This is a genomic window from Mucilaginibacter sp. 22184 (assembly GCF_052045695.1).
Taxonomy (GTDB): Bacteria; Bacteroidota; Bacteroidia; order Sphingobacteriales; family Sphingobacteriaceae; genus Mucilaginibacter.
Genome location: NZ_JBQEPI010000007.1, coordinates 255547 through 268663, shown reverse-complemented (window position 1 = coordinate 268663; position 13117 = coordinate 255547). Strand labels below are relative to the sequence as shown.

General features: G+C 44.1%; 11 protein-coding genes. 3 read left to right on the top strand and 8 right to left on the bottom strand.

The genetic code is table 11. From position 1 onward, the window contains the following. Positions 1-165 precede the first annotated feature (165 nt). From ACTJKG_RS17155 to ACTJKG_RS17145, 3 genes are all read left to right on the top strand, one after another. Positions 166-1722, top strand: a complete 1557-nt coding sequence (locus ACTJKG_RS17155) for an amino acid permease (RefSeq protein ID WP_440739900.1) — start codon at positions 166-168, stop codon at positions 1720-1722. A gap of 317 nt (positions 1723-2039) precedes the next feature. Further along, positions 2040-3533 (top strand): amino acid permease, encoded by a 1494-nt coding sequence (locus ACTJKG_RS17150; RefSeq protein WP_172337031.1) that lies wholly within the window; start codon positions 2040-2042, stop codon positions 3531-3533. Between the two features lie 161 nt (positions 3534-3694). Next, positions 3695-4264, top strand: coding sequence for a MarC family protein (locus tag ACTJKG_RS17145; RefSeq protein ID WP_076377851.1), 570 nt, complete (start codon positions 3695-3697; stop codon positions 4262-4264). 198 nt (positions 4265-4462) lie between these two features. Here the strand turns inward: ACTJKG_RS17145 and ACTJKG_RS17140 are convergent, their stop codons facing one another. From ACTJKG_RS17140 to ACTJKG_RS17105, 8 genes are all read right to left on the bottom strand, one after another. Beyond that, positions 4463-4951: an SRPBCC family protein gene (locus tag ACTJKG_RS17140; protein ID WP_172337030.1), complete on the bottom strand. Its 489-nt coding sequence runs from the start codon at positions 4949-4951 to the stop codon at positions 4463-4465. An 11-nt stretch (positions 4952-4962) separates the two neighbouring features. Then, positions 4963-5268, bottom strand: a complete 306-nt coding sequence (locus ACTJKG_RS17135; RefSeq protein WP_172337029.1) for an ArsR/SmtB family transcription factor — start codon at positions 5266-5268, stop codon at positions 4963-4965. 84 nt (positions 5269-5352) lie between these two features. Beyond that, positions 5353-5724, bottom strand: coding sequence for a DUF4180 domain-containing protein (locus tag ACTJKG_RS17130; protein WP_172337028.1), 372 nt, complete (start codon positions 5722-5724; stop codon positions 5353-5355). 177 nt (positions 5725-5901) lie between these two features. Further along, the gene (locus tag ACTJKG_RS17125) at positions 5902-7077 is read right to left on the bottom strand and encodes an RsmB/NOP family class I SAM-dependent RNA methyltransferase (protein WP_172337027.1); all 1176 of its coding nucleotides are present in this window, start codon (positions 7075-7077) and stop codon (positions 5902-5904) included. Then, entirely contained in the window at positions 7074-8315 is a 1242-nt protein-coding gene (locus ACTJKG_RS17120; RefSeq protein WP_172337026.1) for an ABC transporter substrate-binding protein, read from the bottom strand. The genes ACTJKG_RS17125 and ACTJKG_RS17120 overlap by 4 nt, the downstream gene beginning before the upstream one ends. Continuing rightward, positions 8272-9801, bottom strand: a complete 1530-nt coding sequence (guaA, locus tag ACTJKG_RS17115) for a glutamine-hydrolyzing GMP synthase (protein WP_172337025.1) — start codon at positions 9799-9801, stop codon at positions 8272-8274. Before guaA ends, ACTJKG_RS17120 begins: the two co-directional genes overlap by 44 nt. A 610-nt stretch (positions 9802-10411) precedes the next feature. Next, the gene (locus ACTJKG_RS17110; RefSeq protein ID WP_172337024.1) at positions 10412-11116 is read right to left on the bottom strand and encodes an SDR family NAD(P)-dependent oxidoreductase; all 705 of its coding nucleotides are present in this window, start codon (positions 11114-11116) and stop codon (positions 10412-10414) included. Between the two features lie 160 nt (positions 11117-11276). Next, the gene (locus ACTJKG_RS17105) at positions 11277-13055 is read right to left on the bottom strand and encodes an aromatic amino acid hydroxylase (RefSeq protein WP_440739899.1); all 1779 of its coding nucleotides are present in this window, start codon (positions 13053-13055) and stop codon (positions 11277-11279) included. Positions 13056-13117: the final 62 nt, after the last annotated feature.

The window sequence follows — 13117 nt, the reverse complement described above, 5'->3', positions numbered from 1 at the left end:
ATAGAAAATCTCATCACCTATAGATTTACTCGATTTTGCACACTTTTATTTGGAAATACCTCATTATAGTGATGTTACATTCTGCGCTTTAGGATTCCAATAAATTTAAGTACGTTTGGCGAAATGTGAATTTTGAATTTTTAAAACTGATCTTATTATTTTCAAATGAAGTTATTTATTAAGAAACCTATTCAGCAATTGATGGCTGCGTCTGTCGAGACGGAAAAATCGCTGAAAAGAACCTTAGGCGTTGGGTCGCTTATAGCACTGGGTATTGGTGCTATTATCGGAGCCGGTATTTTTGTGCGCACAGCAGCGGCAGCCGGTGAACATGCAGGCCCGGCCGTTACTATTTCATTCCTTATCGCGGCGGCTGGCTGCGCCCTTGCTGGTTTATGCTACGCAGAGTTTGCCAGCATGATACCTATAGCCGGCTCGGCTTATACCTACTCTTATGCCACCATGGGCGAATTTATTGCCTGGATCATAGGATGGGACCTTGTATTGGAGTATGCACTTGGGGCGGCCACTGTAGCCATTGGCTGGTCGCAATATTTCAACGAATTCTTAATAACATTTTTTAATTTTCATATCCCCTACCAGTGGACACACTCCTTCTTTGAAGTGTCAAACACAACCTCCGGAATGTATGCTGCCGAACTGGGTACCAGAGGGATTGTAAACTTACCAGCTATATTTATCATATTTCTGCTTACCTTATTGCTTATCCGCGGCATGGCCGAATCGGCTGTGGTAAACAACATTATTGTAATTGTTAAGGTAGCTATTGTACTCCTGATTATTGGTTTGGGCTGGCATTTTATAAACCCAGCGTTCCATACCCCGTACATGATCCCGGCTGATGCTGGTACCATAAAGGTAAGTACAGGAGTTGTTGATTATGGCGATACTTTTAACCACGGATGGCTGGGTGTTTTACGCGGCGCCAGTGTAGTATTTTTCGCTTTTATTGGTTTCGACGCCGTTTCGACTGCTGCGCAGGAAGCCAAAAATCCACAAAAAGATATGCCAAAAGGTATCCTGATATCATTGGTTTTCTGTACAGCATTATACATTTTATTCTCACACGTACTTACCGGCTTGGTATCTTATAAAGACTTCCTGATACAAGGTAAAGAAGCTTCTGTAAGCTACGCTATCAGAACTGCCATGCCTGGTTATGGCTGGTTGGCTTCGTTTGTTACCGTATCAATCCTTGCTGGCTTCTCATCCGTAATCCTGGTGATGCTGATGGGCCAAACCCGTGTGTTTTATACCATGAGCACCGATGGTTTGATCCCTAAAGTATTCTCAAAACTTCACCCAAAATACCGCACACCTTATAAATCACAGTGGTTATTTTTCATATTCGTATCTATATTTGCCGGTTTTATACCGGATAAATATGTTGGCGATATGGTGAGTATAGGTACCCTGTTCGCTTTCGTACTGGTTTGTATAGGTATATTTATTCTGCGCAGAACAGATCCAAACATTGTACGCCCGTTCCAGACGCCGCTTTATATGATCGTTTGTCCGTTGGGTGCACTCATTTGCTTGTGTATGATTGCCAGTGAAGGATGGGAAAACTGGGCAAGGCTTATCATTTGGCTGCTGATCGGTTTTATAATTTACTTTGGCTACAGTATCAAACGTTCGCATGTAAGGCATGGCAAAGTTGAGGCTGCCAACGATCCTATCAACCCAAAATTTGTTGAATAATTATACAAGTTATTATAAATCAAAAAGGTTCTGATTTTTCGGGACCTTTTTGATTTGTTGATTTTTCAAAGTGATTTGTTGTATTAATTTTGGCACATGATATTTTCTTCTTACCTTGACTCCTCTACTTATATAAGTTTATAGTTAAAATAATTAAGAAAAAACAAGATCATGCACCCTTTAATTTTAAAAGAGGTACAATCCATTTCCCTAATCTTTTTCGTTATTTCTAATAATATCATAGTTACTGCAATTATGCCCGTCCTAAATTTATTAAGATCCCTCTTATCAAAACAAAATACTTTTAATTACAATTTATGAGATTTAAAAAACCTCTTGATTTATTACTGAAGGAAGCATCTGAATCAGGTGCAGGTACATTAAAACGAACGTTAAGTAGTTTTAATTTAGTAACTATGGGCATCGGCGCTATTATAGGTGCCGGATTATTTTCATTAACAGGCTTGGCAGCGGCCAATAACGCCGGGCCAGCGGTTACCATATCATTTGTGATAGGGGCCATAGGTTGCGCGTTTGCCGGTTTGTGCTACGCCGAATTTGCCAGTATGATCCCTATCGCCGGATCGGCTTATACCTACTCCTACGCTACCATGGGTGAATTCACCGCATGGATCATTGGCTGGGATCTTGTTTTAGAGTATGCATTGGGTGCTGCTACCGTGTCCATCAGTTGGTCGCAGTATTTAACCAAGTTCCTCCACTTTTTCAATTTGGAAATCCCGCCCCAGTTTACGCGATCGCCCTGGGAAACCGGGACCCTTGCCGATGGTACGGTGGTACATGGTATCATGAACCTTCCCGCGGTATTTATCATTGTATGTTTATCCCTGCTGCTCATCCGCGGTACAAAAGAATCGGCCTTTGTAAATAACCTGTTGGTTGTATTGAAGGTTGCGGTTGTATTGGTATTTATAGCTGTTGGCTGGGGCTTTATCAACCCGGCGAACCATACCCCTTATATACCACCTAATACCGGTAAATTCGGTGAATTTGGCTGGTCAGGTGTATTACGCGGGGCCGGTGTGGTATTCTTTGCCTTTATCGGTTTCGACGCGGTTTCAACAGCGGCACAAGAAGCCAAAGACCCCAAAAAGGGAATGCCAATTGGTATCATAGGCTCATTACTGGTATGTACCATATTGTACGTATTATTTTCGCATGTAATGACCGGCGTTGCCAATTACAAAGAATTTAAGGACAGCGCGGCACCTGTTGCTGTAGCGATAGCCAAAACACCTTATGCCTGGTTACAAAAATCTATCATCGTAGCTATATTGGCCGGTTATACCTCGGTAATATTGGTGATGTTGATGGGCCAATCACGTGTTTTTTACACCATGGCAAAAGATGGCCTGATCCCTAAAACATTTTCGGCGGTTCATAAAAAATTCCAAACTCCTTATAAATCAAACTTATTGTTTGCGGTGTTCGTGAGTTTATTCGCTGCCTTTGTACCTGTACACGTGGTAGGCGAAATGGTATCTATCGGAACCCTGTTCGCATTTGTTCTGGTTTGTGTTGGCGTTATGGTGATGAGAAAATCCGATCCAAACACACCACGCCCTTTCAGAACACCTTGGGTGCCTTTTGTACCCATTGCCGGTATTATCATTTGCGTTTTAATGATGGTTTCCTTACCGCTTGATACCTGGATCCGTTTGGCTGTTTGGATGATCATCGGTTTGTTAATTTATTTCTTCTACAGTAAAAAGCATTCGCTTATCAGACAAGGAATTATCAACATCCCAAAAGACCCAAATGATCCAATGAACCCAATTGAAAAAGGCTAAGATTATATCATTATTTATAAAAAGGTCCTGAGTTAACTCAGGACCTTTTTTGTATCCGCCCCCTGCAACCATTTGCTGTATAAATTTCCGCACATCATATTTTCTTTTTATCTTTCTTTATATTTTAATCACATTTTTGCACCAGCATAAACCCTACAGCCATGCATCCATTAGTTTTCAGGGAAGTACTATCCGTTACCATGATCCTTTTCGCCATTATTGATATCCTTGGCGCTATACCGGTAATTATCCAGGTAAGGCAGCGTGTGGGGCATATCGAATCGGAAAAAGCGAGCATAGCGGTACTTATCCTGATGGTGGTGTTTTTGTTTGTGGGCGATGAATTGCTCGCCGTTATTGGTTTGGATGTAGCCTCATTTGCCATTGCAGGTTCATTGGTGATATTTATCATTGCCATGGAGATGGTGCTTGGTGTTGACTTTTTTAAAGAAGAAGTCCCCCTGTCGGCTTCTATAGTGCCCCTGGCTTTCCCGCTGATTGCCGGAGCCGGAACCATGACCACCCTGCTCTCGCTCAAATCGCAATATCAAACCCAGAACATTCTGGTGGGTATAGTACTCAATACCATTGTGGTTTATTTCGTACTCAAAAACGTAAAGTGGATCGAAAAACTCTTAGGCCCGGTTGGCCTGAGCATCCTGCGAAAATCATTCGGGATTATTTTGCTGGCCATCGCTATTAAACTATTCAGGAGCAATACGCACTTGTAGCCCCTGCCCCCTAAAGGGGGGTATTAAAAAAGGGTGTCATGCTGAGCCCCGTCGAAGCATGGTGTAGGGGCCTTTGCGCTCTATCCTTCGACGGAGCTCAGGATGACAACCCTCGTTTTCGAACCTTATTTATCACAAAATATAAAAGGAGGCCACCTTTCAGGCCAGCCTCCTCTTTCTTTGATATAGTTATAATAATTAAGCTGCCAACAGCTCGTCCAGGTTGCCCAGTGCCATAGTAAAGCCTTCCTGAAAGCCCATTGCAACGATTTTTTCCAGATCGGCTTCATTATCAAATGTCAGTTCTGCCACTACTTGCGTAGTTGCTCCAACCGAGTGGAAAGTTACCAGCCAATGCATCGCCGGGAAATCAGGATTTACTACGCCATTTTCATCACAGAACAAGGCTGTAGAGGTAAAGCTCTGCTGTGGTACTATGGTTTTAAAATTAACCCGGCACCAGGCTGTTTCGCCATTTGGGCCTACCATCGAATATAGCCAAAAACCACCCTCACTAAAATCGTATGTTTTAGATACGGCTTTCCAGGGCTTTGGTGCCCACCATTGTTCCAGCAGACTAACATCTGTCCATGCTTTCCATACTTTTTCTAAAGGGGCGGCAAACTCCCGTACAACGCGTATTTTTTTGTTAGCCAGGTCTTTAGTGATCTCCGTTTTTGCACTCATATTGAATTTGTTTATAGGTTTTCTAATAAATTATCTAACTGATCAAAACGATCTTCCCACAACTTGCGGAAACGATCGAGCCATAAATCTATCTCTTTCATTTTTTGCGGATTAAAATGGTAATGAATTTCCCTGCCGGTTTGCTGTTGTTTCACCACTTCGCATTCCATCAGGATCTGAATATGTTTAGATACCGCTTGCCGGCTACTGTCAAAATGCTCGGCAATAGCGTTGGGTGTCATCGCCTGCAAGGCTAGTAAGCCTAAAATCGCCCGCCTGGTAGGATCTGCTATAGCTTGAAAAATGTCTCGTCTCATATTATTTGCAACCGATTGATTGCAAATGTAAACGCAACCAATCAATTGCGCAAATTTATTTTCATTTTTTTCGCTCGAGCCTTCTTATACTTTCACGCCCTTTAACAGCGCCTCTATGGCTTCTTCCTTGGTGGCTACAAAACTTACCCTGCCGACTTTATTACTTTCGTAAATAAAATCGCGCAGGCTTTTGCTGCCATATCCGGAAAAATCGCCTACAATGGCTAATTTGGAGTTGTAATTAGAAAATTTTTGAAGTACCTCCCCGGCCAGTTTGGTTTTAAGCTCGAAGAAATCTTCCGTAATGTCTTTCTGGTAAACGATGATCCGGTTTGCATCCTGATACGCGCAGTTAGCCAGTATATCTAATGCATCCTGGGCATCATTAATGATGATGCTATCGGCTACAATTTCGGCTATAATTAAATCATTCGTGTTGATCAGGTTAATGTCCATAGTATAGTAATATATTTTATTTGACTATGTAGACGGAGGTTTGCTATGGTTTGTTACAATGGTGTGCTATAAAGTGACTCTTATAACAAGATTTGTCATCCTGAGGAACGAAGGATCTATTATAAACTTTGTCTATTGAATAATAGATTCTTCACTCCGTTCAGAATGACATAATTTTTATATTACGGGTACTGGAAAACTCAACCTCGCCACAAACATAGTATCAGCCCTGCGCTCGTAGCCTTTGAGTATTTGGCTTTCTTCCAGTTTCAACCCAAGCTCTTTCACCAGGAAATCAACCACATCTTCGTTCTCGCCTTTAAAGGCCGAGCAGGTGATATAAATAAGCGGTTTACCGGGCTTCAGATACTTAACTACGTTTTGGGCGATGCTTTTTTGGAGCTTCTGGAAAAATTCGATCTTATGCTGATCAAACTGGGCTATCATCTCGGGTGTACGCCCCCAGGTTCCTGATCCGCTGCATGGAGCGTCGAGGATGATGCCGTCAAAAGCATAATCATGCAATACCTGATCGACATTGGTGGTGAGATCAAGCGCCTTTTTCTGATATTTGGTTAAACCAGCCAGGTGAAAGCGCTCGTCCAGGTTGGCCAGCACCGATTCGCGGATGTCTGACACCACCAGCTTAATGTTGGGCTCATCTTCATGCAGCAGCAACGATTTACCGCCCGATGCCGCACAGGCATCCCACCAGCTATCCCAGCGTTGCGGCCTGAAAAAATCGCCGGTTTGCTGCGAGGAAAAGTCCTGCACCTCAAACCAATGTTGTTTGGGGAATATGGTTTCGAGCCGGGTACCGTTGGGCAGCGATAAGCAGCCGTTACCTTCGTCTTTAAATACGATCTCCGCTTTACTCAGCTCTGCTTTAACCAGGTGATCGTAACCATTACGCACCCGGATAAAAAGATCAGGTTGTGTGAAAAATGATCTTAAGAAAGCATTACGATCAATGCCCGGCGATAATTGCGACACCCATGGAAATACATCATCCAGGTCAAAATCAGGATATGCCGTTTTTACCAATGCCAGTTTATCGTCAATATTAAAACCAATGCAAGCGGCCCAATCCGGTTTAAAATTTTGTAAAAAGGAATTGATTTGCGTGTTGCATAAAAATTCGGCCACAAATAAACGCTCGTCGGCAGGTAAACCTCGGAGAGCAATGCCTATCCGGAAGTAATTGTACATCAACCGGTTGGCAATACGCCTGTCCGTTGATCCCATTTGTTTATTTTGCCGGTAAAAGCCGGGCAAAAACTTACTTAGAGGCGTATCGGCAGGGTATTCACCCAAAATTCGCTGAAACGTTTTAAGCTGGTTTATAGCCTTCATTCTACCTGTTTTAACTCAAAGTTACTATACATTAATATATTTACGTGTGTATTGACCCAACCTAATCCAGGTTTTTTTACAAAATGAAAGCCATTATGTATCCCTGTAAAATCGGTTTTGTCAATCTCCGTCATATTCCTATTCCCTTCAGAAAGCTGGCGTCCAAAAAACAAGCCTTCGTCAAAGCCTTTAATGGCATATTCGGTAGGCTCCACGTGGTATGCTTTACGATAACTGCGTAAAAAGGCAATGGTAGCTTCTTGCTTGTAATTTACCTTATCGCTTGATGTAATATGCGTTTTAAGCCGCTGCAATATATCGGCTTTTAAAAAGCCGAACTTTTCCCAGCTGGGATGGCCAAACAGTACCACGGGATAATTTTTGTTTAAAGTATCCAGTGACCGCAGCGTAACACCCAAAAATGCCTGATCGGTAGCCGGTATCACAAACACATTACGCTCTGTTTTTGACAACTGGGGCAGCAAACCGCTCAGTTTGCCCCGTGTAATGATCACGCTTATAATTTTAACTTTTTTATTGCTTAAACTATCGGTTGCTTTTTTAAAGTTGAACACATAATCGTTCTCCTGGCTAAATCCCGAGCGAAGAATGAAGATCTTTTTGGGCTTGACTTTGTCGTTAATATATTGCGCTGCGCCCACGGCGTGATACTCCAGCGGAGGTATAGCCGTAATCAGGTTGTTGCTTTTGATGGTAGCCGGTGAAGCGGGTGATAACGGCGACAAAACAGCCATGCGCGTACCCATAACTACGGCAAACTGTTTTAACCCATCAGGATAAACCGGGCCAACTATCAAGTCGCTGGCTCTTACCTCGGTATGATAAGCCAAACCAAGCGTGGTGGAGTTATCATCTTTGGAATCATAAAGCTGTAGCTTAAAATTAGCACCCTGGGCAGCCAGCGAGTCTAAAGCCAGTTTAAAACCCTGGTAGTATTCAACACTCATATTAGCCTGGCTCAAGCCTGCGTTGCTGTAATTGCGCGGCCGCACATGATCAAGCCCCATAGGTAATATCATGGATATGACAGCAACTTTCGCAGCAGGCTTAACGGGAGGTTTTTCTGCGGGCTTGGGCTGGGGTTTTTCGACTTTTTTTACGGGCGTTGATACAGGCTGCACTTTGGGTGAACATGCACCCAGTATCAGCGCCACGCTAAAAAACAATAACCATTTATTCCCACTCAATGGTAGCAGGTGGTTTTGAACTGATATCATATACTACCCGGTTAATTCCTTTTACATTATTGATGATCTCGTTGGAGATCTTGGCCAGCAGGTCATAAGGTAAATGGCACCAGTCGGCTGTCATTCCATCCAGTGATTCCACAGCACGCAGGCATATCACGTTCTCGTAAGTACGCTCATCGCCCATTACCCCTACCGATTGTACCGGCAAAAATATAGCGCCGGCCTGCCAAACCTTATCGTAAACACCATATGACCGCAAATTGTTGATGTAAATCGCGTCGGCTTCCTGCAATATAGCTACTTTTTCTGGTGTAACATCACCTAAAATCCTGATTGCCAGACCCGGACCCGGAAATGGGTGCCTGCCTAAAATATTCGGATCGATGTTCAGGGCCTTGCCTACACGCCTAACTTCATCCTTAAATAAGGTATTCAGCGGCTCAACCACCTTCAGTTTCATAAAATCGGGCAAACCACCAACATTATGGTGCGATTTGATGGTGGCCGACGGACCTTTTACCGAAACCGACTCAATAACATCAGGATAGATAGTGCCTTGTCCTAACCATTTTACATCCTGAACTTCGTGAGCGGCATCGTCAAATACCTCGATAAATACGCGACCAATGGCTTTACGCTTTTTCTCAGGATCTTTTTCGCCTGCCAACGCATCATAAAAACGTTGTTTGGCATCAATACCTTTTATGTTTAGGCCCATGTGCTTGTAAGAGTCGAGTACCTGTTCGTACTCGCCTTTGCGCAGCAGGCCGTTATCTACAAATATGCAATGCAGGTTTTTGCCGATGGCGTGGTGCAGTAATACTGCCGCTACCGATGAATCAACACCGCCTGATAAACCTAATACTACCTTATCATCGCCCAGTTTTTCGCGCAGGGCGGCAATGGTGGTTTCGATGAACGAATCGGGTGTCCAATCCTGTTTGCAACCGCAAATGTCAACCAAAAAATTCTCCAGCAATTGCTTGCCATCGATACTGTGCGTTACTTCCGGGTGAAACTGGATACCGTAAGTTTGGGTACCGGTTACCTGGTAAGCCGCAACTTTTACGCTATCGGTACTTGCAATAACCTCAAAATTATCGCCGATGCGGGCAATGGTATCGCCATGCGACATCCATACCTGTGAGTTCTCAGGGATATTTTTAAACAGCGGATTTTCCTTGTTGATATAATCCAGATTGGCACGACCGTATTCGCGGGTGCTTGAAGCCAAAACTTCGCCGCCATGGAAATGGGCCACGTACTGTGCACCATAACAAACCCCCAGGATTGGGCGGGTGGTATGGAACTGCGCGAAATCAAAATGAGGCGCATCTTCCTGCCTTACAGAATAAGGACTGCCGGAAAGGATGATTCCTTTTACAGTGCTGTCAATTTCGGGATAATGATTGAAGGGGTGGATCTCACAGTAAATATTGAGCTCCCTGACGCGGCGCGCGATGAGTTGGGTGAATTGCGAGCCAAAGTCAAGAATGAGGATTTTTTCTTGCATGGGCAAAGATAAAAATTTGATGTGAGATGTGAGATATGAGATTTGAGATTTTGGGAATCAATGATTTCGTTGATTCCGCTGATTTTTTCTGAACCATGATTTATAGGATTATGGGATTATCAGGATCTCTTCATTATTCGATTAAACTAACTTGTCATCCTGAGGAACGAAGGATCTATTCGTAAACAGGCATATCGTTTAATAGATGCTTCACTCTGTTCAGCATGACAAACATATTGTAAAAAACTCCTCTCTTTCCCCCGTCAGCAGACAAGCTTCGGGTGAAAGCGGGCAGAACAATGGTGGCCGGCGCGGTTGTAAAGGGCATAGCAAGTTTTTGCTGAAGCGGAGGGAAATGCGGGAACGAAGTAGCGCAAAATAATTGCAGCCCTGGTTCTGCTCGGTTTGCAGGGTAAAGGCTACGTGGGCAAAGAAGCATTTCTGATGACAAGCCTTTTGGTTACTTTGTGGCCACAAAGTAACTAGGCCCTCCCGCGGCCAAGAGCGGGTGTACGCCATGCAAAGCCGCCCCGTATAGCATGCGATTGCCACGCTACGCCGCAATGACATGTGTAAAAATGGCTTCAATGAGGAGTTTTTATTAATTGATTTATGGAGTAGTAGCAGCAACCGGCAATACCTTCCCGTTGAAGAATTTATGCCCGGTAAGCGCAAAATCGGCTATATATTTACCCATTTCAAAAGCCATTACCGGCGATTGATAACCGGGAAAAGCTTTCTCCAACATTTCTGTTTGTGCCGAACCTAAGGCCAGGCAATTTACTTTGATGTCCTGTTCTATAAGTTCCTGTGCCAGACATTCCGTTAGGGTATGTAAGGCAGATTTGCTGGCCGAATAGGCCAACAAACCCGGGAACTTGGCGCTACCCTGAAAACCACCCATACTACCGATGTTCAGGATATGTGAACCGGAGGGCATCAGCGGCAACAGCGCCTGTATCATGCGTACATGCCCGATGAAATTACTTTGCAGCATTTCTACAAAGTCGGTTTCGAGCAATTGCGTGAATGGTTTGTTGATGAGCATACCGGCATTATTGATGAGCACATCAACCCGGTTATCAAAATTAGAGGCTATAAATTGCTGCAGGCCCTCATAATCGTCATGTACAATATCAAAATTTAGGGCGAATAACTGGCAATCGGGGTTAAGACCGTGGGCAATTTCGAGCAGGCGCTCCAGTTTGTCCTGCGAGCGGGCCAATGCAATTACCTTATTGTTACCCGAAAGTATCAGTTCAATTACCGCTTCAAATCCCACGCCGCTGCTGGCGCCTGTTATAATGATATTCATATGCCCGTTCTGTTATTTACCGTCATTGCGAGCGTAGGCCCCCTCTAAATCCCCCACAAAGGGGGAGACTTAAAAAAATCTTTAAAGCCCTCTCCTTTGGTGAGGGTTGGGTGAGGCTCCACGCTCAATGACGGGTTCTTTTTATTGCGTTTAACCGGGCCTAAAATACCAATTTTTGTTCAACAGGATGATCAATCAGATAAAAACCATCGCTGATGAGTTTTTTTAGCTCGGGCTGGTCTTTGGCCTTCTGCTCAAGGAATTGCCTGATCTCGGTTCTAAGTATGGGTTCCACATCCTCATGCTCCAGCAATTCCAGTATTTCTAGTGCGCAAAGCCAGTCGTCGTGGTGATTTTTCTGTAATTTGAACCATACATTACCCAAAAAGCCAAAGTCGCCGCCTTTTTGCCGGCGATTACGCACTTGCTGGTAAAGTTTGTGAAGCTCGCGGGTACGCAGATCATATTCCACATGGTGGGTTGCGGTTTGCGATTTGTAAACGATCTCTTCAAAAGCGGCTTTATCGGCAGCTCCACAAAATACAGATACAATCTTTTCGCCTACGGCCATATCATATACACCCCATGATGGATCGAACAATATATGCCCTTTTTTATCAGTAACGGTACAATCGGTAAAGGTAATCAGCTGCGTTTTACCCAAAAAGGCCAATATGCTTTTTATAGTTCCTTTAACGGTGATGCCGCTTTCAAAATCAAGCTCTACGGTTTTACCTTTGGCGATGCCGATATTTTCCAGTTCTGCTTCGGTTAGCTCCTCTAACGGCGTTGCGATATTCTTCAGCTTTCCTACCGGTGAGCTGAAACCATCTGCATGATAGTTTTTACCATGCCCCGGCAGTTGTTTATCATTTACAGATAAAGCTGTTGGGCCTGTAGTTTTGATAAAGTAAGAATGATCATTCTTATCAATCTTAAAATCGGTAATGGTACCCGATACCTGCAAACCCGAGCTGTAAACCGCGGTACAGGTATTTTTGCTTTCCACAGCTTTGGTTAAACCGTATGCTCCTCCCCTTCTGAACGACATGGTATTGGCAAACTCCTCCAGCACATCAATCAGGTTTTGGAAAGTTGGCGTTACAAAGAGCTGCGGCTGTGGTTTGGTGATGTCATAACTATAGTTCACCGCATCGATGGTGTACCATAATTTTTCCACCTCTGGGTTCATGCAGCTGGAACTCTCCCCTATTGATGACAGCAAACCAGCGCCGTAAATCTTAGGCGTTTCCAACGTACCGATCAGACCGTACTCCACCGTCCACCAGTGCAGGCGGCTCAGCAGGGCCATTTCAGATGGTGCGCCCATGTTTTCCTGGCGATGAGCCACCAACTCTTCGGCTTTGCTGATCTCCGCGTCATCCGCGTCGGGCATTTCTTTTAATATTGATAGCGCCCTGATAGCCTCGTACAATTCAAAATCCTGCGCCGAAAACATGGCCTTAGCTCCTATCGAACCAAAATAGCTCAGGTATTCGTGATAATCCTTATCAGCAATAATAGGCGCATGCCCGGCCGATTCATGGATAATATCCGGAGCAGGGGTGTATTCAATATGGCGCAACTGGCGGATATCTGCCGCTATAACCAGCACCCGGTAGGCCTGGTATTCCATAAAGGCAGCGGGCGGGATAAAACCATCCACGGTAACAGCGCCCCAGCCTATTTTGGCCAGTGCATCGTTCATCTCCTGCAAATCGGGAATGCGTTCAATAGTAAGACCGGCTTTGGTTAAGCCAGGTATATACGGATAGTAGGCAACGTCTTTAAGATAGCTGTAATTCTGGCGCATGACATAGCGCCAAACGGCATGATCAATAGGTGTATAATGTTCGTAGTGCTGGTCGACTATAAATTGTTTTAAATGACCGGGCAAGGCCGCAACCTGCGGATTGTTAAAATCATTAAAATGGCTCATTTACGTTGTAGTGGTTTATAAGAAGAAACGCAAATTTAGAAAATTAGGTGTACTCACACACT

Bases quoted from the DNA above. Each gene is read 5' to 3' on its own strand.
- ACTJKG_RS17140 (WP_172337030.1), bottom strand. From the start codon at position 4,951: ATGAGTGCAAAAACGGAGATCACTAAAGACCTGGCTAACAAAAAAATA.
- ACTJKG_RS17105 (WP_440739899.1), bottom strand. From the start codon at position 13,055: ATGAGCCATTTTAATGATTTTAACAATCCGCAGGTTGCGGCCTTGCCC.
- ACTJKG_RS17135 (WP_172337029.1), bottom strand. From the start codon at position 5,268: ATGAGACGAGACATTTTTCAAGCTATAGCAGATCCTACCAGGCGGGCG.
- ACTJKG_RS17110 (WP_172337024.1), bottom strand. From the start codon at position 11,116: ATGAATATCATTATAACAGGCGCCAGCAGCGGCGTGGGATTTGAAGCG.
- ACTJKG_RS17125 (WP_172337027.1), bottom strand. From the start codon at position 7,077: ATGAAGGCTATAAACCAGCTTAAAACGTTTCAGCGAATTTTGGGTGAA.
- ACTJKG_RS17150 (WP_172337031.1), top strand. From the start codon at position 2,040: ATGAGATTTAAAAAACCTCTTGATTTATTACTGAAGGAAGCATCTGAA.
- ACTJKG_RS17155 (WP_440739900.1), top strand. From the start codon at position 166: ATGAAGTTATTTATTAAGAAACCTATTCAGCAATTGATGGCTGCGTCT.
- ACTJKG_RS17120 (WP_172337026.1), bottom strand. From the start codon at position 8,315: ATGATATCAGTTCAAAACCACCTGCTACCATTGAGTGGGAATAAATGG.
- ACTJKG_RS17130 (WP_172337028.1), bottom strand. From the start codon at position 5,724: ATGGACATTAACCTGATCAACACGAATGATTTAATTATAGCCGAAATT.
- ACTJKG_RS17145 (WP_076377851.1), top strand. From the start codon at position 3,695: ATGCATCCATTAGTTTTCAGGGAAGTACTATCCGTTACCATGATCCTT.
- guaA (WP_172337025.1), bottom strand. From the start codon at position 9,801: ATGCAAGAAAAAATCCTCATTCTTGACTTTGGCTCGCAATTCACCCAA.